Origin of the sequence: Chitinivorax sp. B, from assembly GCF_005503445.1 — a bacterium.
Lineage (GTDB): Bacteria > Pseudomonadota > Gammaproteobacteria > Burkholderiales > SCOH01 > Chitinivorax.
The window spans coordinates 69564-93865 of sequence record NZ_SCOH01000022.1 but is presented as its reverse complement, the minus strand read 5'-3'; the positions used below and the strand labels follow the sequence as shown (position 1 = coordinate 93865).

Sequence of the window (24302 nt, the reverse complement as noted above, 5' to 3'; positions counted from 1 at the left end):
GCTATCTTTTTCGAGCTGTCCGCGATGTTGCCCATGGTCGTGACAACCCCTGCCACTACTCGACCGCCTTTTTCTGCAATCTCTGCTGCTCCCTTGGCCAGTTGACTGGCCTGACGGGCATTTTCTGCGTTCTGTTTCACGGTCCCGGTCAATTGCTCCATGCTGGCCGCGGTTTCTTCCAGGCTGGCCGCTTGTTCTTCCGTGCGTTGGGACAGGTCGGTGTTACCGGATGCAATCTCACCGGATGCCACATTGATGGCGTCTACCGTTTGCTTGATACGTGAAACTGTCTCGCGAAGCTGGTCAACCAAGCTGTTAATTCCCTCGCAAAGCTTTGCAATAGCACCGTCCTTACCTGTCGGTGAAATATGCTGGGTAAGATCCCCTGCCGCCACCATTGAAACAACTTCCAGGGTTTCGTCGACCGCTTCCTGCAATTTCTTGCTGGCCTGTACCTGAGCGGTAACATCCGTTGCATATTTGACTACCTTGAACGGCTTACCACCTACATCAAAAATAGGGTTGTAAGAAGCTTGGATCCAGATCTCTCGACCACCTTTGGCAAGGCGCCTATATTGGCCGGCATCATATTCGCCGCGCCCCAGCTTTTCCCAAAACGCTCGATATTCCTTGCTGTTGCGATAACCTGAGTCGACAAAAATACTGTGATGCTGTCCTTTTACTTCATTCAACGTATAGCCAAGTACGTTCAGGAAGTTATCGTTGGCATGCAGGATGCGACCATCGAGTGTGAATTCGACAATCGCCTGTGATTTACTGATAGCTGACAATTGGCCCGCAAAATCAGCCGCTTGCATTTTCTCTTTGGTGATATCCGTTGCAAACTTCACCACTTTGCTGGGACGGCCGTGAGCATCGAAAATCGGGTTGTAGGAAGCCTGAATCCAGATCTCTCGTCCCCCCTTGGCTACGCGCTTGTACTGTCCAGAATCGACATTTCCATGACCCAGTTTATCCCAAAGGGAACGGTACTCTGGGCTATTGCGATAGGCTGGATCGACAAAGATACTGTGATGCTGTCCGCGGATCTCATCCAGGCTATATCCCATCAATCGCAAAAAGTTATCATTGGCAGTCAGAATGTGACCATCAAGCGAGTATTCGATGACCGCTTGCGACTTGTTGATGGCAGCGATTTGCCCCTTCAACTCCAGGACAAAATCTTCATCATCCGGTCTTACTTGCTGCGGTTCACCTGCAAAAAATCTGCGGAGGAATGACATGTCTACCACCTTCCCAAGGGGACATCATTTGGTCAGACTGCAACGTTGGTCAGGTTGAACTACGGGTTGTCGTGAATGGGGTTGAATTCAGAAGGTGTCTCAGACCGCTACCGACTCGATTAGCCCCATGTCTTCGCTGGACATCAATTGTTCAATATCCGTCACGATGATCATGCGATCTTCAATTGTGCACAGACCAACGATATAACGCGTATCCAGCACTGCCCCAAAGTCTGGTGCGGAACGTATCTGGTCATTTTGCAGTGACACCACATCCGATACGGAATCCACCACCACGCCCACAACTCGCTGGGCAATATTCAAGATGATGACGACCGTGAACTGGTCGTAGATGGGCTCGCTGATGCCAAATTTGATTCGCAGATCCACAATAGGGACGATGGAACCACGCAGGTTGATGACCCCTTTGATGAACGCTGGGCTGTTGGCAATTTGAGTGACTTTGTCATAGCCACGAATTTCCTGAACCTTAAGAATATCGACAGCATATTCTTCGTTGCCCAGACTGAAAGTCAGGAATTCGTTGGCGGTACTGGTTGCTCGCAAATCATCGTCCACAGCAGTCCTCCATTTGGTTCGTCAGCTTTGGGACAAGCGCACGATTGCAGCCACATCAAGGATCAACGCAACACGACCATCTCCCATAATGGTGGCACCCGACACCCCAGGCACCCGACGATAGTTGGTTTCCAGACTCTTAATGACTACTTGGTGCTGACCCAGCAATGCATCCACCTGTAAGGTGATCTTGACGCCATCAGCTTCCACCACGATCAACAGAGCATCTTGCGGTTCAGGGAACTTTGGTTCCACGTGAAACACTTCATGCAAGCATACCAGCGGCAGATATTCATTCCGCACATTCAGTACCCGCCCTTTGCCTACCATGGTACGAACGTCGTCTGCTTTCGGTTGTAGTGATTCGATAATGAAGCCAATCGGCAAGATATACACCTCGTCGCCTACTGCGACCGACATTCCATCCAGGATGGCCAACGTCAACGGTAGACGGATGGTAATGACAGACCCTTTGCCGGCCGTGGATACAATGTCGATTCGCCCCCCCATTCCCTCCACATTGCGCTTGACCACGTCCATGCCCACGCCACGGCCGGAAATATCAGTCACTTGGTCAGCTGTCGAAAAACCCGGCGCAAAAATCAGTTGCCATACGTCGGTATCACTCATGCCATCGTGTACGGCTAGATTCTTTTCCTTGGCCTTGGCCAGAATCTTGTCACGACGTAATCCCTGGCCATCGTCCGCCACGGAAATCACCACATTGCCGCCTTGATGGGCGGCGGATAATGTAATCACGCCTTTTTCAGGTTTGCCCTGCGCGCTGCGAACCTGTGGCGTTTCAATGCCATGGTCTACGCTGTTACGCACCAAGTGCGTCAAGGGATCGGCAACACGCTCAATCAATCCTTTGTCAAGCTCCGTGCTTTCTCCAACCAGTTTCAATTCAACCTGTTTACCCAACTTGGAAGCCACGTCCCGAACCATGCGCGGAAAGCGGCTGAATACGAAACTCATTGGTAGCATACGGATGGACATCACCGCTTCTTGTAGATCACGCAGATTGCGTTCCAACAAGACCAGTGCTTCCTGCATCGTCTCCGACATAGTCAGGCCACAGGTATTGGCAGTCTGAGCCAGCATGGCTTGTGTAATCACCAGCTCCCCCGTCAAATCGATCAATTGGTCGACTTTCTCCACACTGACACGGATTGATGCATCGCCACCACCGCTTGCGCTTTTTGCTGCCGGAGCAGCCGTTCTGGGCTTGCCTGTCACCGATGTGGTACCAACTGCCGTGACAGCGACAGCGGTCTCAAGCGGCGCAAATAGGCCAAAACCATTCTCCTCGTGTACCACCGAGCTAACAGCCGCGGGAGCTGGGTTCAATTGTGGTACGAACAAGCCAAAACCGTCCTCCTCATGCGCCACTACACCAGCAAGGTCTGAGGCAGGTTTTTCACTTACATCCACGAACAAGCCAAAACCATCGCCCTCCTCCACCATGCCTGGCTCAGGTTCGTTGGGCTGCAACATACCCGGGCTATTCAGAAACAGGCCGAAGCCATCCGCATCCAACGTACCAGGCTTGCCGTCGATGTCGTCGGTGATATCTTCAACGCTGATCTGACTGGGATCGCTCAGAAATTCCAGCAAGTCATACAACTCGTCACGCGACAGATGACTGGTCAATTCAAATTGGGATGCTTCCAATGAAAATCCGGATGTCACCAAAGTGCCATGTTCAGGCCATTGTTTGGCCAACAGAACAAAGCCCGCTTCAGGGAGATTCTGCAGCGTGATCCGGTAGGTATGCGCAGAAAGCGCATCGTCCTGTAAGAGCGGTTCAGTTGGTGACGACGTCGCCCGCACATCCTGCGCTCCCACGTCCAGTGCATGCAATTCGCCACAAATGGCCTGCTGCTGAGTTACATCAGGCTCATCACCGGCTTTATGACAATCCAGCATTTGTCGCAATACATCCACTGCACGCAGGAACACATCCACCAAATGAGCAGACAACTTGGCCTTGCCATGGCGAAGACGATCCAGCTGATTTTCCAGAATATGGGTTACATCCGCCAAATCGGTAAAACCAAAGGTACCGCTTCCCCCTTTGATAGAGTGTGCCGCTCGAAAAATGGAGTGCAAGTCATCAGGTATCGGTTCCATCGGATTGATGGCCACCAGTAACTGTTCCATCGTGTCCAGATGTTCTGCCGATTCCTCGAAAAAAACCTGATGAAACTGGCTGAGATCGATGCTCATGATTCGACCAACGGCTAACCAATCACACGTTTGACAATATCAATCAACTTCTGCGGGTCGAATGGTTTGACTATCCAACCGGTTGCACCCGCAGCACGGCCTTGCGCTTTGATGTGATCACTGGATTCCGTCGTCAGCATCAAAATCGGTGTGGTCCGATACTCTGGCAAGCCGCGTAGGGTTTTAATCAACGTCAAACCATCCATTTTCGGCATATTCTGATCGGTCAATACCAGATCGAAATGGCTACCTTTCGCCTTGCTCAACCCATCGGTTCCATCTACGGCATCCACCACGTCATAACCTACCGATTTCAGTGAAAAGATCACCATTTGTCGGATCGAGGCAGAATCATCAACGGTCAGTATGCGTTTGTTCATGATCAGGCTGTATCTCGTCAATCAACGGGGTTCAAAACAACTCCACACTGCCGGTATCCATACTGGACTGGGTTACCGGCGATTTCTTTGTGGTACTGAGTTCAACATGTTTATCGGCTGCCAACTGAGCTGCTTGTTCTACGCATGTAATAGCCTCATCTGCTGACATGCCAGGTACGGACTGCAGTTGCCTAACAGGCTCAATCAGGTGCTCGACATGTACCTGAACATGGCCTAACAACTGGCCTGCCAGGTCCTGGAACTGTAAATTGGTTACTGCACGGCCCACCAACTGGTCAAACTGTGCTGTCGTCGCCGACAGCTCACGTGCCATCACATCATTTTGCTCATTGATGCTGCGGATAACCTCCATCATGTAAACCACGCGCTGCTGCGAACGTAACGACCCAGTCATATCGCTGGATGCAATAGTCGTCATGGAGGTTTGAGCTTTGCTGACTGCACCGTGCATATTGTCCATTTGTTCGCGAATCTGTCGGCTGAATTCAGCAGTGCGCAGCGAAAGGTTCCGGACCTCATCGGCCACCACCACAAAACCACGCCCTGCTTCACCAGCCCGGGCAGCCTCGATGGCTGCATTCAAAGCAAGAAAGTTGGTCTGCTTCGCAATCCCTTCGATTTCACCAAGAATGCCGCCAACTTGATCCACCATTCGCCAGATATCATCCATCTGGTCCACCAGATTGACGGCCATTTTGGCGGTCTCGGTGATCTGTTTCACAAAGGCCTGCAAGGTCTCTGATACTTCGGTCAAAAATGCCGAGAAATTGATGGGCTCTCCTTCTTCCGAATTTGACCTGAGTACTCTGGTTCGATCATTCGTAGCCAACAGATCAGTTGTCAGTTGCTGCTGTTGATTTGATACCAGGTTCATCTGGTTGAATAGCGCGATCAATTGACTGCCTGCATCATTGATCAAGGATGCCAGCCTTTCCAGATGCTGTTCTGCCATTTCCCCCTGGCGTACGCAGTTCTGACCTAACAGGCCCAGCTTCTGGGCTAATTCATCCATACCTGTTGATCTAGAGGTATAGGACGCACGTTGTATGGCATCTGCGGCAATTGGGGCCGCCACCACCCACCGGGTGGAGAGATAGGCCAGTGCCGTTATCAACGGAACCGCCATCAGAATGCCCCACCCCCCAAGCCATCCACCCAATGTAGCGGCCAAGGATGCAAACACAGCGGCAATCAGCCAAAAACGGTGCTTGAGAGCCACATCTCCTCCCTTGCCAATTAGCTTGACGAACCTGCGAAGTCAGGACGTGAAATTCAAATCGGATTGTTGCAGTGCGACACCCTATCGTTTTAGTTGGCGGCGAAAACCTGCACAAGTTCGTCAGAACGTATACAAGGCTCGACTTGCAGCAGGCGGCCCAAGTCTTAACTTATAGTTACATTCAGGAAGCAGCCCAAAAGCAAACCGCATGAGGTATCCCATGATCAAGAAAATTGATGCCAGTCAGCTCAAGGTTGGCATGTATATTCACGATCTAAGTTGTGACTGGATGTCCCATCCGTTTGTACGCAGCCGCTTCAAACTCAGTACAGATGACGAGATTGAAAAGATCATTACTGCCGGGATTCACGATGTTTACATCGACACCGATCGTGGCCTTGATGTCAGCGATGCCCCAACCCAGAAAGAGGTCGAATCTACCCTGCAACAGGAAATGATAGAAATTGCCACCCGCTCGGAACCCGTTGTGATCAAGGTTGGTATCAATGAAGAACTGAAGCGCGCCAAACAAATCAAGGATCAGGCGACCTCGCTGGTACGCAACGTAATGCAGGATGCTCGGCTTGGAAAAGCAATCCAGCTCGAACAGGTCGAGCCCATGGTGACCAACATCACCGAATCCATTCTGCGTAATGCCGGGGCATTGATCGGTCTGATGCATATCAAGAACAAAGACGATTACACCTTTTTGCATTCCGTCAGTGTTTGCACGCTGATGGTGGCTTTTTGCCGCTCAACAGGCATGGATGCCGAACAGACGCGCCAAGCAGGTTTAGGTGGCCTGCTACATGACACTGGCAAGGCACTGGTCCCGGATCATGTTCTGAACAAACCTGGCAGACTTACAGATCAGGAATTCGAGATCATCAAACGCCATCCCAAAGATGGTTTTGACATCCTGAGCAAAACACCTGGCGTGGGGAACATTCCGCTCGACATTACGCTTCATCATCATGAACGAGTGGATGGGAGTGGTTATCCCGACAAGCTGGCTAAGGACAATATCAGTACATTGGCTAAAATGGCGGCAATTGTTGATGTCTATGACGCAATTACTGCTGACCGTTGTTATCACAAAGGCATGACAGCCACCGACGCGCTACGCAAACTTTACGAATGGAGCAAACATCATTTCGAACCGCAGTTAGTACAGGCCTTCATGCGATGTGTCGGTATCTATCCGGTCGGCACACTGGTATTACTGGCAAGCGGTCGTCTTGGTGTCGTCACCGAACAAAATGAAGGCGATCTGGTATCGCCCAAAGTAAAAGTGTTTTTCAGCTCAAAGTCGAATACATATATCCCACCTCAAGAGGTTGATCTGTCTAAGGTAATGGGTAAAGGTGGGGCAGATAAAATCGTTAGTCATGAAAACCCTGGCAAATGGGGGATAGACCCGTCCAGGTTCCTGTCAGCCTAGCAAGCGACCATTTGTTTAAACAGCCGACGAACGGCATGACGAATGGTATTAATTGATACATCTACCCGATATCATTAAGGAAATTCAAAATTTAATAAATTTTTAAATATTACCGCAATGTCATGTTATTGACGCAAAGCACAAATCCATGTGCATAATTCGCATTGGGAGTCATACCCAATTAGAAAGGAGTTTCCCAATGCAACTGTTGAAAAAAACCCTGACCGGTGCAGCCCTGGCTACCAGCTTGGTGCTCGTATCTGGCGTAGCTAGCGCGGCCACCTACAACGTAGGCGAGCTGACCAAGTTTACCGATGTAGTTGTCAAGCCTGGTATCGGTGGTGATGACACTTTCGCCGACACCTTCAAGTTTTCGGTTGGCGACAAGTTCAAACTGAACGCAACGCTGTCCGAAATCAGTGCAGCTGGCCTGCCCACCATCCTGAATCTGGATGCACTGAGCGGCAACCTGTACAAGCTGGTTAACGGTAGCTGGACCGCCATGAACCTGGGCACTTCCCTGTCCGGTTCCGGCGTTCTGTCCGGTTCATTCTCTTCCGGCGTTCTGGAAGCGGGTCAATACCGTTTGAATGTTAGCGGCATCCTCAGCGGCCTGTTTGGTGGCGGTTATGGCCTCAGCCTGAATGCAAATCCGGTACCGGAACCTTCCGAATACCTGATGATGCTGGCTGGCCTGGGCGTGATCGGCTTTGCCGTTCGCCGCAAGCGCGCGCAGTAATCTGCCTTGAGTCGGGTTGAACATGTTTAACCCCACAAACCGGTAGAAAAAAACGGGCACCTCATCGGGCCCGTTTTTTGTTGTCGTGCCCATGCGGCTGATCGAAATAAGACTCCCCCAGCCTGCATGGGTTTTCCGGCACCTATCCCATGAAACATCCAAACACGGCAATCCTGTTTAGGTTGATGTCGTATCCTGCTCAAGCTTGAGCAACCATCTCATCGCATGTTCTCGATCATTTCCACACATTTCCAGTGAAGGTTTTAATCCCCCACATACTGCTGGTCGGCACGGGCTTTCAAACAGCTGGCAACGATTATCCACTGTCAATTGCACACAGCGCGCCCCCGCCGGCTTTCCGCCAGACATCCCAGGAATCACACTGGAAATAGACGGTGCGATACAGCAAGCGCCACAGCCAGGCCTGCAAACCGTTTCCATTTGCGTTGCAGGCTTCACGAAACCTTTACCCGTTGTTTCAACCAGGACAAAGCGCCACTCACTTTCCACATTGCAAGATAACGGTCGCGGTATTGCCAAGCATCATATTCAGCACTATCTGTTGCACAATCGATTGGCAGGCGTCTTACTTGAGTTCGTACCAGATTGGCCGCAATATCAGGGCCAAGTTGTATCGCAACGGCCAATTGCGCAGCAGCGGCAACCTGCCGATCAAGCTGATACAAAGCCAGTGCATGGTTATAACGCATTTCAGCCACATCATCTGCAAAATGCTCGGCCAGAGACAACGCCTGCGCCGGCTGCTGTTGCAATAGGTAGGCATGGCTCAAATGCAACCGTAATACTTGTTCGTCAGTAGGATTCAGCTCAAATACCAACCGCTCCAGCCGCTCGATCTGCTGTGTACCAGCATGCCATAACGCCAACACCCCCAGCATGCGCAGCAATGGGCGATTTTGCAGTGATTGCCAAGGCAGGTTGCATTGCTTGCTGTGTAGCTGTTCCAGCATGATTGAAGCCAGTACATCAATACGCTGAATCAGCTGTGCAATGACTACCTGTGCTGATTCGTCACCTTCTTCATCCAACACCGTTGCCAAGAAATAGAGCTGATCCAATACAACGAAGCTGTCCAACGCGGAGAGGTTGACCTGCAGCCACGCCAGCCAACGATTGCGTTGCGCCAGGACATCCCACAGCGCCTGTTCCTGATCAGTGGTCTTATCCTGGATGTCCAACAATAATGCCTCCCAGTCAGCCTCCAGTTGGGCCATTTCCATCGAAGGCTGCAACATCACTCCACCTTCAGCCAAACTTTTCAACGTATAGCGCATGGTCGGCTGGGGCAGCTGCCCCAGCCATTCGCTCAGTGGCTGGAGCCAGGTGTTGTCGTCGTCACTGGGCATACCCATTTCCTGCTGTACTGCTTGTGGGTCAGCGATCACCTGCTCCAGGAATACCAAAGGCTGTTCGTAGAGATGCATATCTAGCTTACGATAGCGATTACGCCAGAATGTCGCCCGTTCAACTGCGCGTTCCAGATTGCGTTGTGCCAGCCACAATGTCACCTCCAACGGCCCCAGGGCTGGGTGATCTGGTGTCAATTGCTTGGCTTGGCCAAATGCCATCATGGCCTGCTCATGGTCCCCATTGTCGGCATGAATGGTAGCAAGGCGTTGCCAAGCCACAGCCCGCAAAAATTTGTTACTACTGTTCTGCATTTGCACTAGCAACTGAGTACGCTTCTTGGGCTTGTTCAGCACCAGGTAGCTATCCATCAGTACTTCAAATGCCCATTCGGCCCGCTCGTCCAGCAGTACTTCCTGCTTAAACAATGGTTCCAACAGGGTGAGTACGCGTCCGTGATTACCCACTTCGGCCCACTTCGCAGCCACACCAGCCAGCACCTCCAAGTCCATGCGGGCAAACGGTAATCTCTGAAGATGTGTTTTTGGCACTTGTTCCAACACATATGGCATCAGGTCCGGGATCAGTTGCTTAGGCAACTGGCTTTCAACCAATGCACAGCATTGTTTGTATTTGTTGCCTGAGCCGCAAAAACACACTGTATTTCGTTCCGGTTTGATTAGTTTACTCGGGCGGTAATCATGTTCCGGTAACGGCGTCGCATTCCAGATCTGCCGTGCCAGCACTATGCACAAACGCGGGTCAATAGGTTCAGCCCCTTCCCGATTGAAGATTTGATTCAGCTGTGATTGCCCTTGCGATACCACCCATTCCATCAATGCTTGGGGTTCGGGCTGCCGCAGAATTCGAGCCACTGCATCACGAATAAACGTTTCCAGCGCATCCAACTTCAATTCCATCTTGATCCACTTCCTTATTTCATTTGATTCGCCAGTGCTTAGCCCCATTTTCATGGGCTGGGCTTTAAATACTCAATTGCAGTTGCGACCGTCATGGCCCGGCAAATCGCTGGTATATTGCACAACTTTGTCTGCCGCTAGTAATGGCCAGATGGAAATCTGTGCCGACACCCCAAACAACTGTCGCAATGCCTCCAGTGGGGGTTGCGGGTCATCTGCGGGCATGCGAATACGTAGTTGCAAAGCACCGTCCGCTGTTTGATGTAATGCATACTGCCGCAACCGACAGGCTTTCAATGCGTGCGTTACTTCAATGTTGTTCAACCAATGCCCATCAGGGTGACGAAAACGTACCGGGGGACGCCCTTGCAAATCACGTAAAACAGGAATGCCATCCACTTGGTCCAGCGCAGCATAGTCACCTGTACGATAACGTAATAACGGCAAATAAGGGTTGAATCCCCCCGTCACTGTAATCTCTCCAATCTCACCAGCAGCACAATGTCGCCCCTCTTTATCCAGAATTTCCACTAACAGCTCAGGCTGCAACAGCACATGCCCATTCAGCGCCGGATCGAATACTGCAATCGGACCCACCTCGTTCATTGAATAGATATCCAGCACAGGTGCGCGCAATGCGCTTTCCAACGCCACCCGCATTCCAGGTAACAACGTCATGGAAGTCGACAGCACAGCTTTCGGTGCATGCGTCAGCCCTAATCTTGCCAACTCGGACAATGATATCGGGTCACCCGTGACCAACTCGGGCGCCAAATCATCCAGATAGGTTTTGCGATGTGAGGGCTCATGCCACTCATCCGGCCATAAATTGATTTTTGTCAGGCCACACTCTTGCATCAATGGATTCACCGACACATAGGTAAAACAACGCTGCTGATAGCCCGCCAGCACCACGCCTACCTGACCGGCCCCCGCCTGTAGGGACACGCCAATACGGTGCAAGGCCCGTTGATGGTAAGCCAGGTAACGAGCTGTGACGACTGGGTGAGAAGGTACACGGAGAGGGTGTCCGGAAGTACCGCTGGTGGTGAAACAAATCAGCCGAGCCAAAGGTTGGTCATCTGGCACATATTGCGTAATACACTCACTCAAATCCTGCCGTGAAATGGTAGGAATCGAGTTCAATATCGCTGGATCTACCACATCATACTTGCGATACGCCGGTACTGTTCGTAGCACCTTTGCAAGCCAGGCCAGCAACCAATCAGCTTCTTCCTCACAGAATGGAATAATGGCCTTGGCCACCTTCAAGGAATGTTGATGCAGTCCTGGCAGTTCTTCCGGGAGCAATCGATGTCCGCTGTAATTTCGATAAATCGGTGCATGTGTGTGAAAACGCAGCCTAGCCAACATGGCCCTGCCCACTTCACTGAGAACAGGAAAACGATCTAATCTATATAGTTCGGTGTCGATCATTCTCGGGTGTACTTGTCACTGCCGTCTTCTGCATCCGGCCGGTTCATAGCATCACTTACTGCCTCGGCTCTGGCCGTTTCAGCATTGACCGACATATCCGGCTTCTCTGGCTTGACCATAGGCAACGTCCTACGTTGTGAGTCCGGTTCGGGCTGTTTAATGGTTTGCCACGCAAGGAATACGACTAGTGCGCAACCCACCAGGAATATCACATCAAGCCAGCGCTGGACCAATATCAATACACCGATCAGATCCGGCCAGATTGAACTGGTACAACCCAAAATCACCAGCCCAATCGCTAGCTTTCTGGTTCCTTTCCAACGTCTCTCAGGCAAGGGCATGGCAAGCAACAGCAAAAACGCCAGGAATGCCCATTGCCAACCATTCAGTTCAGCCCAAGCGTGGCTCTGTTCAAGTATCTGTTCAAGGGTCACCTTGACTCCGATTTTGTTACCAATCTGATTCCTGCAGATGAGGTTTCACGTGAAACACTCACAAGCTCAACATTTAAGTTGCTGTGGGCCGCTTACGATAAAATGTCATCGGGACTGCCGGAATAGAGGATGGTGGGGGAGAATTCAGAATGTGCTTTTTCATCTTGCCAACCACATGCATCTCACAGGGTTTGCAATCAAACCGTAGTGTCAGGCGTTCGTTACCATTGATCAACGTCATCGGCTCCGCCTTCACCTGACCCTGTACCCCCTTCACACCCTTGGCCTGTTTAGGACACAGATTGAATGAGAACCGAAGGCAATGTTTGGTAATCATTAAGCTGACATCATCGGCCTCTTCATGTGATTCGTAAGCTGCATCAATCAGCTTCACACCATGCTTGGCGTAAAATGTCCGGGCCTTTTCATTGTAGACATTGGCCAGGTATGTCAGCGACTCCTCCGGATAAGCTGGCAAGGGTGCTTGCACTTCCTTACGCAGTGGCCGTTGCCACGCTTGCTGACGAACCGCCTCCAGCTGGACAACCGCATCACGACGTAACTGATTGAGTGTTCCGGCAGGTACAAACCAGGGTTGGCTGAGATTCAAACGAATCTCATGGGCCTGGAAAATTGTATTGCCCAGCTTACCCAAGCCTTCCTTCAAAGCGGCTTCAGCACGTTCTGCTTGTTGTGCAGGCTCCAAAGTCAAGACTGCTGCAGCGGTTGCAGTACAGCCATCAGCATCTGTTAACGTCAGCGCCAAACCTTTTTTGGTTTCATCCAGTTGCATCCACACATCAATTTTGCGCTCAGCCGATTTCTTGAGCAGTGCTTGTTCCCAACCGTGATCACGGTTACGGCTAACTTCCGTCCCTACTTTCAAGCCCTGAAGATTGTTCATCGGCTCGTTGGGAAATACACGCCAGATGTCGCCGTTTTCACCTGCACCCATTTTCTTGGCCACATTGGCTTGCAGACCAATCACCTCACGCTTGCGCATAAAGTTCAACCCATCACCGTTGGCCATTGGCTCATTTGCTTCTAGGTCGAACCAATCTGGCCCCAACTTGGTTACCGTACCCAGCCCTACTCCAATAAAGGTGGGTGAATCAAATGCGCCAATATTGTCAAGCCGACCATTGGCAAAATAATCCGTATGCCCCCGGTGGAAGCTTTTATCTGGATTAGGTGTAAACAGGATCTCGCTACGACCGCTGGAGGCCGTCGCCAATTCCGGTCGACGGTTCAGGATTTCATCCAACAACAAGCGATAATGCGCTGTGATGTTCTTCACATAGCCCATTTCCTTGTAGCGGCCTTCAATCTTGAACGACCGTACACCAGCATCGATCAGGGCCTCCATATTTGCACTCTGATCATTGTCCTTCATTGACAACAGATGCTTTTCAAATGCAACCACGCGGCCCTGCACATCAGTCAGGGTATAGGGCAGCCGACAGGCCTGGGAACAATCACCACGATTGGCGCTGCGGCCGGTCTGGGCATGGCTGATATAACACTGCCCGGAATACGCCACGCATAATGCACCATGGATGAAGTGCTCAATCGTCGCGCTATCTTCCACCGCTTCATGGATGGCACGGATTTGCTGAATGGTCAATTCTCGCGCCAATACGATCTGCGAGAACCCTGCATCAGCCATGAACTTCGCCTTGGCGACGCTACGGATGTCACATTGGGTCGACGCGTGCAATTGGATCGGTGGGATATCCAGCTCCAACACGCCCATGTCCTGCACGATCAATGCATCGACACCCGCGTCGTACAGCTGATGGATCAGCTTGCGTGCAGGCTCCAACTCGTTGTCGTGCAGAATGGTATTCAGGGCAACAAAGATTCGGGCATGAAAACGGTGAGCAAACGATACCAAGTCGGCAATGTCGCTCACCTCATTACAGGCATTGTGGCGCGCCCCGAACGAAGGCCCACCGATATAGACCGCATCGGCCCCATGCAGAATTGCTTCCCGTCCAATCTCAACCGTCTTGGCGGGGGATAATAGTTCTAGCTGATGGGGCAACAGGCTCATGCGGATCTCTCGGTATTCGGCAAAATTGGGTTGGCCAAGCCAACCCACAGAAAAAACAGTATTTTACCGAAATTTGCCCCGTTATCGGTTGGTATCTTGTTACCGCGTAGGCAAGGGGGCCAGCAACGCCGCAATGTCCTCATCCGAGAACTTTGCACTTGCCGTGTCTGCATCCGACAAGATTCCCGCAATCAGATCAGCCTTCTTTTCCTGCAAGGTCAATATCTTGTCTTCAATACTGCCTTCAACAATCAGCTTATAGACAAACACTGGCTTGTCCTGACCGATACGATGCGCCCGATCCGTGGCCTGATTTTCCACTGCCGGATTCCACCATGGGTCGAAGTGAATCACGGTATCGGCTGCAGTCAGGTTCAGGCCCACACCCCCGGCTTTCAGGCTAATCAAAAAAATTGGCACATCACCAGTCTGAAAGCGATGAACAGGTGTTTCACGATCAACCGTATTCCCTGTCAATACAACATGGCTCAGCTGGGCTGCTTGCAATGCAGACTCAATCAGACCCAACATGGTCGTGAACTGAGAAAATACCAATATGCGGCGTCCAGCTTCGACCCTATCTGACAACATTTGCATTAACAGGGTCAGCTTGACGCTTTCAGTTACCTGTCTGGCAGCATCAAGCCGTACCAAACGCGGGTCACAACACACCTGTCGCAATTTGAGCATGGCATCCAGAATCACAATACGGCTTCGGGCTAAGCCCTTGCAGGCAACTTGTTCACGAATCCGGTCATCCATGGCAATACGCACCGTTTCATACAAGTCGCGTTGCTTACCGTGTAATTCCACCCGGCGCACAATTACTGTTTTGGGTGGCAAGTCTTGGACAACCTGATCTTTGGTACGACGCAGAATGAAAGGTTTGATACGTTGTGCTAACAACTTGCGTCGCGCACTGTCACCACGCTTTTCAATCGGCGTACGCCACAGTCGGTTAAATGTCTTGCTGTCCCCAAGAAAATGTGGCATCAGGAAATCAAACAATGCCCATAGTTCACCCATGTGATTTTCCAACGGCGTGCCGGTAATACAGAGACGATGCCGTGCGTGAATACGTCGGATTGCATCCGCAGTTCGACTACCGGCATTTTTCACCGTCTGCGCTTCATCCAGCACCAGCATGTGAAATTCCTGCTTTGCCAGGGTATCGATATCACGCCACAGCAACGAATAGGTGGTTAACACCATATCGCAATGGCTGATCTGCTCGAACAACGACTGACGGGCCGAGCCATGAAGAACCAGTACCCGTAACACAGGCGCAAAACGTTGGGCTTCTGCACACCAGTTATGGATCAGTGAGGTTGGCAGAACAATCAATGCAGGTTGGTTCAGGCGCCCTGCTTGCTTTTCCAGCAGCAGGTGAGCCAGGGTTTGAATGGTTTTACCCAGCCCCATCTCATCTGCAAGAATGCCAGGTAAATTTTGTTCACGCAGACACTGCAACCAACGCAGGCCAGCCACTTGATATTCGCGCAAAGGTTGAGATAGGCTTGTGGGCGATGTGATCTGAGTTGAATCATCTATCAGCCGCAATCGCTCTGCCATTGCTTTGGCCACAGATTCACCATTGCCACGCCACCCTTTCAGGGCATCGACAACACGCGGGGCATCCCAAACGGAAACCGCTAATCCGGTACCGCCTTGGCTATCCAACAAGTCGAACAACATGCTGGCCAAATGTTTGATTCGCCCAGCAGCCGCATTCACCACACTCCCGTCAGGCAGCTTCAAGTCGACCAGCGTTTCATCCTGTATCTTGTTTCGTGCCGCGGTATCCAGCCAATTCGGTTTACGCCTGAACAGATCCGCTAAGATTGGTGCCAGGTCGACACGCATTCCTGCAACTTCAATCTGCATCGACAATGAAAACCAACCCGGTTGCAATGGTGTTAGTTGGGCATGCCATTCAGACACATTTGGAACATGATGACGAAACGAGGGTTGATGACGAACTTGCCACCCAGCCTTTATCAGCCCAGGTATCACATTTGACATGAAATCCGGCCAAGCTGCTGCTTCAGATAAACCCAACGCATCACCCATCAAGGCGCCCTGTTTGGGTGTTACCGGAAAACCCAGCAGCGGTTTCAAGCCAACATCCACCAATAAGGCCTTTGCAGCTTTTTCAAAAGCCTGTTCCCTTGGCGCTGTTGGTGCTGCAAATAAAGGCTCATCATTCAATGCCAGTAATTGCCCACCATAGTCAAAACGCAGTTGTGCATAGTCATAGACCAGCCCGCGCCCCCGCCCTTTCTCGAACACCGTTTTATAACCACGATGCGCATAGATGGCAGACACAGCCACCGAATCCAGTATCAATACGGGAACAGGGAGATTCGCTGACTGCAGCACATCACCGAGGACACTAGAATCGGAGAGCAAAAAGGACATAGACAACCTGAAAGTGATAAAGATAAGGGCGACCAATCCTGGTCGCCCTTATGTCATCAGTAATAGTTTACCGATTTAGACTTTGTGATAAACCTGCGCGCCTTGCTTCACAAACTCGATGGATTTTACTTCCATCCCTTTCTGCAGCGCATCTTGCTCGCTGATACCTTGTTTCTCGGCAAAATCTCGGACGTCCTGAGTGATTTTCATCGAGCAGAAATGCGGACCACACATCGAGCAGAAGTGCGCAATCTTGGCACCTTGTTGTGGCAAGGTTTCGTCGTGGTATTCACGAGCCCGATCCGGATCCAACCCCAGGTTAAACTGGTCTTCCCAACGGAACTCGAACCGTGCTTTGGATAAAGCATTATCGCGAATCTGCGCGCCTGGATGCCCCTTGGCCAGATCGGCTGCATGCGCCGCAATCTTATAGGCCATGATGCCTTCTTTCACATCATCTTTATTTGGCAAGCCCAAGTGTTCCTTCGGTGTGACATAACATAGCATGGCACAGCCATACCAACCGATCTGCGCTGCCCCGATGGCACTGGTCAGGTGGTCATAGCCAGGAGCAATATCTGTCGTCAACGGCCCCAAGGTGTAGAACGGTGCTTCGCTGCAATGATGCAGCTGTTCATCCATGTTCTCTTTGATCATTTGCATCGGTACATGACCTGGACCTTCAATCATGGTCTGTACATCATGCTTCCAGGCAATCTGGGTCAGTTCGCCCAGCGTCCGCAATTCACCAAACTGTGCATCGTCATTTGCATCCCACACTGAACCAGGTCGCAAACCATCACCCAGACTGAAGCTCACATCGTAAGCCTTCATGATCTCGCAGATCTCGTCGAAATGGGTGTACAGGAAGTTTTCCTTGTGATGTGCCAAGCACCACTTAGCCATGATCGAACCACCGCGAGACACAATCCCGGTCATACGCTTGGCTGTCAGCGGAACGTAGCGCAGCAGTACACCCGCATGGATGGTAAAGTAATCCACACCCTGCTCGGCTTGTTCAATCAAGGTGTCTTTAAAGATTTCCCAAGTCAGCTCTTCTGCTTTGCCATCCACTTTTTCCAGCGCTTGGTAGATAGGCACCGTACCAATGGGTACCGGGCTATTACGCAGGATCCATTCACGGGTTTCGTGGATGTTTTTACCAGTGGACAAGTCCATGATGGTATCCGCACCCCAACGAATACCCCAGGTCATTTTGTCAACCTCTTCGCTGATGGATGATGTCACCGCGCTGTTGCCAATATTGCCGTTGATCTTCACCAGGAAATTACGGCCGATGATCATCGGTTCCAGCTCGGGATGGTTGATGTTGGCAGGAATGATGGCACGGCCACGAGCAACTTCCTGACGCACGAATTCTGGCGTAATTTCTTCAGGAATCGCCGCACCAAAGGATTGGCCACGATGCTGACGCAACATCAGCTCTGCCATACGTTTACCTTTGTCACCCATCGCTTGCAATGATGCAATGTATTCCTGACGACGTAGGCTTTCGCGAATGGCAATGTATTCCATCTCGGGCGTGATGATGCCTTGGCGTGCATAATGCATCTGCGACACATTCTTGCCCACAGCGGCGCGACGCGGCTTACGTTTCAGATTGAAACGCAGATGATCCAACTTGGCATCTGCTTCACGACCACGGCCGTACTCCGAGCTCAACTCGCTCAACAATTCAGTATCGTTACGTTCTTCAATCCACTTGGCACGAATGACCGGCAGACCAGAACGGATATCGATACGCACATTCGGGTCGCTATAGATGCCGGATGTGTCATAAACATAGATCGGCGGGTTGTTTTCGCCACCAAACGCCGTTGGCGTATCAGTCTGGCTGATTTCACGCATCGGCACCTGAATGTCAGGCCGGCTACCCTCGACATACACCTTGCGCGAGGCAGGGAAAGGTTGAATCGCGGCCTCGTCCACATGGGCCGTTTCGCGCAGGAATTGGGGAGCGTTCATCAGGGAGTTCTCCAGTGCAATAAAAGCGGGTAGGAGAAAGAAGAACGCTGGAATGGCAGTCCGCTTCCCTACGCCGGCATGATCCGTACAGGTTCGAAGGGTATGTCTCACTGATACCACTGAACCAGCTAACGTTGCAGCTGGCAACCCTATGTAAACAGGATGTGGCAACAGACCCCTAGCGGCCCGATAACCAACCGGGTATCGGGACTAATTGTGTGAAGCTAAAGTAATTATGGGATAATTGCAAGTTAGACAAAATCCGGTGCCCACCGAGGGCTCAATCATTTTCTGGAGCAAGAGCAATGAATTGGGAAGAAGCGCGTTTCAATATGGTCGAGCAGCAGATCCGCCCATGGGATGTGTTGGATCAGGAAATCTTGAGCCTGCTGTTCGAAGTGAAACGCGAAGAGTTCGTGCCGGTATCCATGCACAACTTGGCCTTTGTTGACATGGAGCTGCCACTGCCCAACGGCTGTAAAATGTGGCAACCCAAGCTGGAAGCACGTGTAGTACAGGATCTGGCTATTAAGCCCACCGACAAGGTCTTGGAAATCGGCAGTGGTAGCGGCTACTTGACCGCATTGCTGGCCAAGCGCGCGCAACATGTATACAGCGTGGAAATGGATGCTGAGCAAACAACCACAGCCAAATCCAATCTATTGAAAGCCGGCTTGGGCAACGTCACCATCGAAACCGGTGATGGATCACGCGGCTGGACGAAACATGCTCCCTACGATGTGATCGTGATCACAGGATCGATGCCTGTCCTCCCGGACGAATTCAAACAGCAATTGGCGGTTGGCGGCCGTATGTTTGCCATTCTAGGCGATGCACCAGTCATGTCTGGCACTTTGGTCACTCGGACAAGCAGTGCCGCATACAATACTACCAAGCTGTTCGAAACAGTCGTTGCCCCGTTGAACAATGCATTACAACCTGAGCGCTTCACTTTCTGATCATGCAACAGATTACCGCACAAGCCTTGGCCGAATGGCTGGCTGATTCCACCCGGCCAGCACCAGTGCTGCTGGATGTACGCGAAGGCTGGGAATTCAAGCTCTGCCACATTCCTGGGGCTGTTCACATTCCGATGCATGAGATTCCAACCCGCTTGAACGAAATTGAGGACGACGTGCAAACCGTAGTGATTTGTCATCACGGTATGCGTTCAATGCAGGTCAGCCTCTACCTGCAACGTTCTGGATTCAATCAGGTCATCAATCTTCAAGGGGGGGTCGATGCTTGGGCACGTGAGGTTGACCCAACCATGGCAACCTACTAAGCCCAATCGTAACCGATAAAAAACGCTTGCATCAGGCAAGCGTTTTTTACTATTCACACGCGCTCAACGACGTGTTGTCGTAGTTGGCCCACCTTTTGTAGTGGCAGCCATCTGACCAACTTCTACTCGATTTCTTCCTGCCCGTTTTGCGCGGTAAAGTGCCTCATCTGCTGCATGCAACATGCTCTCGTAACGTTGCGTCTCCATCGGTACCGCTGTACACAGGCCAATGCTGATAGTGACGGAAATTACTTGCTGCTGATAACGAATCTGCTTATCAGCAATCCGCTTCCGAATTACTTCGCATAATTGCTGAGCACCATGCGCTTCAGTCAACGGCAGAATCATCACAAACTCTTCGCCACCATAGCGTGCCAGAAAATCACAAGGCCGTTTCAGACAGGACTGGATGATCGCTGCCACCTCCTTCAACACCTGATCCCCTGCCTGATGACCCAAGGTATCGTTGATACGCTTGAAATGGTCAATATCCAGAATTGCCAAGGTCAGGTTATATGCACCTCGCCGAGCACGTGACCATTCCTTCAGAACCCGTGTATCGAAAAATTTTCGATTGCGTACTCCTGTCAAGCCATCGGTAAAGTTCAGTGCTTTCAACTGGTGATTGGCCTCGGATAACTTACGCATAGCGTCGTCTAGTGCTTTAGTACGCTCCTGAACTCGCATCTCCAACAAGGTATTCTGTTCTAGGCTACTGCGCCTGTAATCCTCACTCAACCACTTGTAACGATGCGCCAACGCGAACGACAGTAAGATGCCCTGCAGTGCCAACCCAATCTGCAGCACTGGCAATACAGCCACAGAACGCGGTAACCAACCAGTTTGCTGTACCCCATGCAGTACAATGGCAACCAACAACGTTAGCCAGGCAATCAGGAAAAAACGTGCAGGATAGGGAATCTGAAATCGAGCATGCACAGCAGCAACCACCGCCAAGGCAGCTGTAGCCAAACCAAGTACCAGGCTTATTGGTAGCGTTATGGCATGCTCACCGGTCATTGCAATGAATGCCAGTGCCGCAGCGCCCCACCATACAACTCTTGCCCATTGATCCAGCAATGGTTGACGTTCATCCAAAAGCAAAAAACGTCGAATGAAATTCACTCCGCCGGTCATCGCCAACCCTAGTAAAGCAGGCACGACAACCCGCTCCCACTGGTCGCTCTCGACACCAGTCAGTGTAGCTGCCGCTCCACTGGCCGCCAACTGACTGACTCCCAATCCAGCCAAATATGATGTGAAATGCAAATAGCTGGTATCTCGGATCGAAACATAAATCAACAAGTTATAAAGGGCTATCGCCAGCAGACCACCAAAAAACAAACCCATCAACAAATAATGGTATCGAACTTGATCCAAGCCCGCCTGATAGGTACGCAAACGCAGGGTTGATACATCCTGATAGGTATCCACAGCCCGCAAATAGAATGTGGTTCGATGATTAGCCGGAATCGTCAACGCCATGTTACGTTCAACACGGAACAGATTCGCTGCAGACAACCAATGCGGTGATACATTCACCCAACGTTCAATCGCTTGGCCATTACGTTGTATGTAGCCTTCAACCATGCCTGTCAATGGAAGATTCAGCAACCAACGCGATGTATCAGACTGATTATTGATCACAAAACGGTACCAGACCACTCGACTGGCCAATACGTTTTCTCCTCTGACTGGAGTAAAACGCTTTGACATGTCAGTCGATATAATCTGTTCGATGGATAACGGAGAGCCAGTTTCAGGAAGCTGTCCAAGGTGCCGACTCAGCGGATAAGACTGCACTGGGTTTCGCAAAACGATATCTGCTGCTGCCGGACTAGCCAACAAAATCATAAAGACATACAGCAGTCCGACCACGTAAGTCAGCACATGGCCCGCAACATCGAAATGACCAGAAGAAACGGGCCGCATACTGGGCAAGACAACATCAACATTTGACTTTGTCAATATAGTGTATTGGCCAAGCACTGGAGAAATTCTGTTCTATATCGCTTAAACCATATCATTATAGAACAGCATCGATTCATGACATAGCAATAAAATGCCAATGGCAATCATGCAACTGGATCAGGCAACAGGGCGAGCGTCCGCCATGTTGCCCCAGTGTGAGCTGCTGCAAATTGCCGAGCGCGGGTCTGAAAGTCTTGTAACGAAGCAGGATCAGTAAACAGGTTTTTGCAAGCCATGATAGCATCTTCCGCTGTTTCAACTTGTTTTGCAGCACCTGCAGCCAATGCCAATCTGGTTGTTTCGGCAAAATTGTACATATGTGGCCCAACAATGACCGGGCAGCCAGTTGCACAAGGCTCGATCAGATTCTGTCCACCTAATTCGGCGAACCCTCCACCGATGATCGCAAGATCAGCCATTGCATAGTACGCATAAAGTTCACCCATACTATCCCCCAGCCAGACTTGGCAAGAGTGACCGATTTCCGTTGTTTGGCTACGACGAGCCCAACTCATGCCGGAACGAGCAACCTCCGCAGCGACCTCATCGAAGCGCTGTGGATGGCGAGGCACAATCACCAACAAGGCCTGAACGGGCGCCATTTCAGCCCATGCCCGCACCAACATGGCCTCTTCACCATCACGGCTACTACCGACGACGATAACTGGTCGGCCATTCAACAATTGCCGCCACCGTTGGCCAAGCATTATTTGCTCAGGTGGTAAAGCCACATCAAACTTGATATTGCCACATACTGTAATTCGCTCAGCCCCTAAGTGCCTGAAACGATTAGCATCCTCAATGCTTTGAGCTGCAATGTGAGTCAATTGTCTTAACGCGGGCTGAATCAACCGCCTGATTTTTGCATAACCTAGTGCAGATCGTTCCGACAGTCTGGCATTCACCAAAAACAACGGTACATTCGATTGGTGTGCAGCATGAATCAGATTTGGCCACAACTCTGTTTCCATCAGTAAACCGAATGCTGGTCGAAAGTGGGACAGGAAACGAGATACGGCGCCTGGCAAATCATATGCCAAGTACACAGCTTCAATCTGATCTCCATACACGGCCAAAGCGGTTTCTCGACCAGTCGGCGTCATCTGCGTCAATACAATCTGATATCCCGGATAACGCGCACTCAATGCCGCCACTAAAGGCTGAGCTGCCCTTGTTTCGCCAACTGATACCGCATGCAACCATATGATCCGATGCCCAGGCTTACTAGTGTAATAACCTAACCGCTCTCGCCAATGATGGCGATAGCCTGGCTGGCGACGCCCACGCCACCATAAACGAAACAGCACTACTGGCAACAACAAATAGAAAACCAGTGTGTACAGCTTTCTCATCACAGTAATACCTGCTGCGCCTGCATCCAAACCTCACCCACAGATGGTGGCTTACCATTTCCTCCCAAATTCCAGCAAGGTGTATCAGCCATCACACCTGTTAGCCTTGGTTCAGATGCACAGAACAATGCAATAGTTGGACAACCAACAGCTGCTGCCAGATGACTCAAACCGGTATCTACACCTACAGTTAACCGCGCACCACGTAGTAATGCGGCAGCAACAGCTAAACTCAAACGCGGCGCCACTATCGCATTTGGCATTGCTTGTGCCAGTTGTTGTGCCATCTTTTGTTCAGCCTCACTTCCCCACGGCAAAACACAGTCCATACCAACCCCATCCAAACGTTTTGCCAAAGCAAGCCATGCATCAAACTGCCATTGCTTATCTTCCCGGCTGGTGGCATGCAACATGACAACATAAGGACGTTCCGGTAACCATGCATCAATCAATGGTTCAATCGCCAACCCATAATCTATAGGCTCATTCAATACATAACCTAATGCTGCAGCAGCCAAACGACGATTACGCTCTACTGCATGCAACTGCTTTGGTACTGAATAACAACGTTCATAAAAACAGCTAGCTAAAGGTTCACGAATACTATGACGGTCATACCCCACCAACAGACCCTGGGCCTTACTTGCCAACCAAGCACTTTTTAATAGCCCCTGCAGATCCAGCACTAAGTCGTAATGCCGTTTCTGCAAACCATCACGGAATGTTCTCCACTCAGTCTGAACTTGAGTAGTCCACCAACGCTTACGCCAACGACGAACAGCAACATTCCATACCTCATCAACAACCGAATGCATAGACAGCACCCCCGAAAACGGGGCCTCTACCATCCAATCAACTGACCACGACGGATCATGACGCTTCAAATCCTGTAATACAGGCAATGCATGAATAACGTCCCCCATAGAAGACGTTTTGACGATCAACAATTTTGGCATAACGAAATTGTATCAGTGACCTTCGACCAAAACCGTACAAGGCAACCACTCACAGGTTAAATCCAAAGTTTGAACAAGCACGAAAATTACTCAAGTAACTGATATACAAAATAAATCTATAGTTGTACACAGCTAGTGGCAAAGTAACCGAAACACCAATCACTCCAACACATATCATACAAAGTGTGGATAAAAATCAGACAAATCGTGACCAAATCCACTGCATGGCCCGTCACACAACGCTCAGCCAGCCAATTTTTGTGACATGAA

General features: G+C 50.9%; 19 protein-coding genes. 4 read left to right on the top strand and 15 right to left on the bottom strand.

Features of this window, described 5'->3' with window-relative positions:
• From FFS57_RS14500 to FFS57_RS14480, 5 genes are all read right to left on the bottom strand, one after another.
• Positions 1-1244 (bottom strand): PAS domain S-box protein (locus FFS57_RS14500; protein ID WP_137938527.1); only part of this gene is annotated, 1244 nt, incomplete at its 3' end.
• Between the two features lie 99 nt (positions 1245-1343).
• Positions 1344-1823 carry a chemotaxis protein CheW gene (locus FFS57_RS14495; RefSeq protein ID WP_137938526.1) on the bottom strand — a complete coding sequence of 160 codons (480 nt, stop codon included), beginning with the start codon at positions 1821-1823 and terminating at the stop codon, positions 1344-1346.
• 21 nt (positions 1824-1844) lie between these two features.
• Entirely contained in the window at positions 1845-4052 is a 2208-nt protein-coding gene (locus FFS57_RS14490) for a chemotaxis protein CheW (protein ID WP_137938525.1), read from the bottom strand.
• Between the two features lie 14 nt (positions 4053-4066).
• Positions 4067-4432 carry a response regulator gene (locus FFS57_RS14485; RefSeq protein ID WP_137938524.1) on the bottom strand — a complete coding sequence of 122 codons (366 nt, stop codon included), beginning with the start codon at positions 4430-4432 and terminating at the stop codon, positions 4067-4069.
• 31 nt (positions 4433-4463) lie between these two features.
• Positions 4464-5672, bottom strand: a complete 1209-nt coding sequence (locus FFS57_RS14480; RefSeq protein ID WP_171013958.1) for a methyl-accepting chemotaxis protein — start codon at positions 5670-5672, stop codon at positions 4464-4466.
• A gap of 220 nt (positions 5673-5892) precedes the next feature.
• Here FFS57_RS14480 and FFS57_RS14475 point away from each other — a divergent pair, with 220 nt between their 5' ends.
• Together FFS57_RS14475 and FFS57_RS14470 are read left to right on the top strand one after the other, a co-directional pair.
• A complete protein-coding gene (locus FFS57_RS14475; protein WP_137938523.1) occupies positions 5893-7113 on the top strand; it encodes an HD-GYP domain-containing protein in 1221 nt (406 codons plus the stop codon).
• Positions 7114-7312: 199 nt separating this feature from the next.
• Complete coding sequence (locus tag FFS57_RS14470) at positions 7313-7852, top strand: FxDxF family PEP-CTERM protein (protein ID WP_171013957.1); 540 nt, start codon at positions 7313-7315, stop codon at positions 7850-7852.
• Positions 7853-8029: 177 nt separating this feature from the next.
• Here FFS57_RS14470 and FFS57_RS25830 read toward each other — a convergent pair whose 3' ends face one another.
• The 7 genes from FFS57_RS25830 to thiC all read right to left on the bottom strand — a co-directional run bounded on the left by FFS57_RS25830 (position 8030) and on the right by thiC (position 18468).
• Positions 8030-8293, bottom strand: coding sequence for a YkgJ family cysteine cluster protein (locus FFS57_RS25830; RefSeq protein WP_137938521.1), 264 nt, complete (start codon positions 8291-8293; stop codon positions 8030-8032).
• Positions 8294-8307: 14 nt separating this feature from the next.
• Positions 8308-10140, bottom strand: coding sequence for a YecA family protein (locus FFS57_RS14460; protein ID WP_171013956.1), 1833 nt, complete (start codon positions 10138-10140; stop codon positions 8308-8310).
• A gap of 72 nt (positions 10141-10212) precedes the next feature.
• A complete protein-coding gene (locus tag FFS57_RS14455; RefSeq protein ID WP_249384003.1) occupies positions 10213-11514 on the bottom strand; it encodes a phenylacetate--CoA ligase family protein in 1302 nt (433 codons plus the stop codon).
• A gap of 59 nt (positions 11515-11573) precedes the next feature.
• Positions 11574-12011: a hypothetical protein gene (locus FFS57_RS14450; RefSeq protein ID WP_137938518.1), complete on the bottom strand. Its 438-nt coding sequence runs from the start codon at positions 12009-12011 to the stop codon at positions 11574-11576.
• Between the two features lie 73 nt (positions 12012-12084).
• Positions 12085-14064 carry a peptidase U32 family protein gene (locus FFS57_RS14445; RefSeq protein ID WP_137938517.1) on the bottom strand — a complete coding sequence of 660 codons (1980 nt, stop codon included), beginning with the start codon at positions 14062-14064 and terminating at the stop codon, positions 12085-12087.
• Positions 14065-14163: 99 nt separating this feature from the next.
• On the bottom strand, positions 14164-16482 hold the full coding sequence (locus tag FFS57_RS14440) for a DEAD/DEAH box helicase (RefSeq protein WP_137938516.1): 2319 nt from the start codon (positions 16480-16482) through the stop codon (positions 14164-14166).
• Between the two features lie 75 nt (positions 16483-16557).
• On the bottom strand, positions 16558-18468 hold the full coding sequence (gene thiC, locus FFS57_RS14435) for a phosphomethylpyrimidine synthase ThiC (protein WP_137938515.1): 1911 nt from the start codon (positions 18466-18468) through the stop codon (positions 16558-16560).
• Positions 18469-18773: 305 nt separating this feature from the next.
• Between thiC and FFS57_RS14430 the strand changes: the two genes are divergently transcribed.
• Positions 18774-19427: a protein-L-isoaspartate O-methyltransferase family protein gene (locus FFS57_RS14430; protein ID WP_137938514.1), complete on the top strand. Its 654-nt coding sequence runs from the start codon at positions 18774-18776 to the stop codon at positions 19425-19427.
• 2 nt (positions 19428-19429) lie between these two features.
• Positions 19430-19753: a rhodanese-like domain-containing protein gene (locus FFS57_RS14425; protein ID WP_137938513.1), complete on the top strand. Its 324-nt coding sequence runs from the start codon at positions 19430-19432 to the stop codon at positions 19751-19753.
• 63 nt (positions 19754-19816) lie between these two features.
• Here the strand turns inward: FFS57_RS14425 and FFS57_RS14420 are convergent, their stop codons facing one another.
• The 3 genes from FFS57_RS14420 to waaC form a co-directional block, all read right to left on the bottom strand.
• Positions 19817-21607: a sensor domain-containing diguanylate cyclase gene (locus FFS57_RS14420; RefSeq protein WP_249384005.1), complete on the bottom strand. Its 1791-nt coding sequence runs from the start codon at positions 21605-21607 to the stop codon at positions 19817-19819.
• 221 nt (positions 21608-21828) lie between these two features.
• The gene (waaA, locus tag FFS57_RS14415; protein WP_137938511.1) at positions 21829-23076 is read right to left on the bottom strand and encodes a lipid IV(A) 3-deoxy-D-manno-octulosonic acid transferase; all 1248 of its coding nucleotides are present in this window, start codon (positions 23074-23076) and stop codon (positions 21829-21831) included.
• A complete protein-coding gene (gene waaC / locus FFS57_RS14410) occupies positions 23076-24032 on the bottom strand; it encodes a lipopolysaccharide heptosyltransferase I (protein ID WP_137938510.1) in 957 nt (318 codons plus the stop codon). Before waaC ends, waaA begins: the two co-directional genes overlap by 1 nt.
• Between the last annotated feature and the right edge of the window lie 270 nt (positions 24033-24302).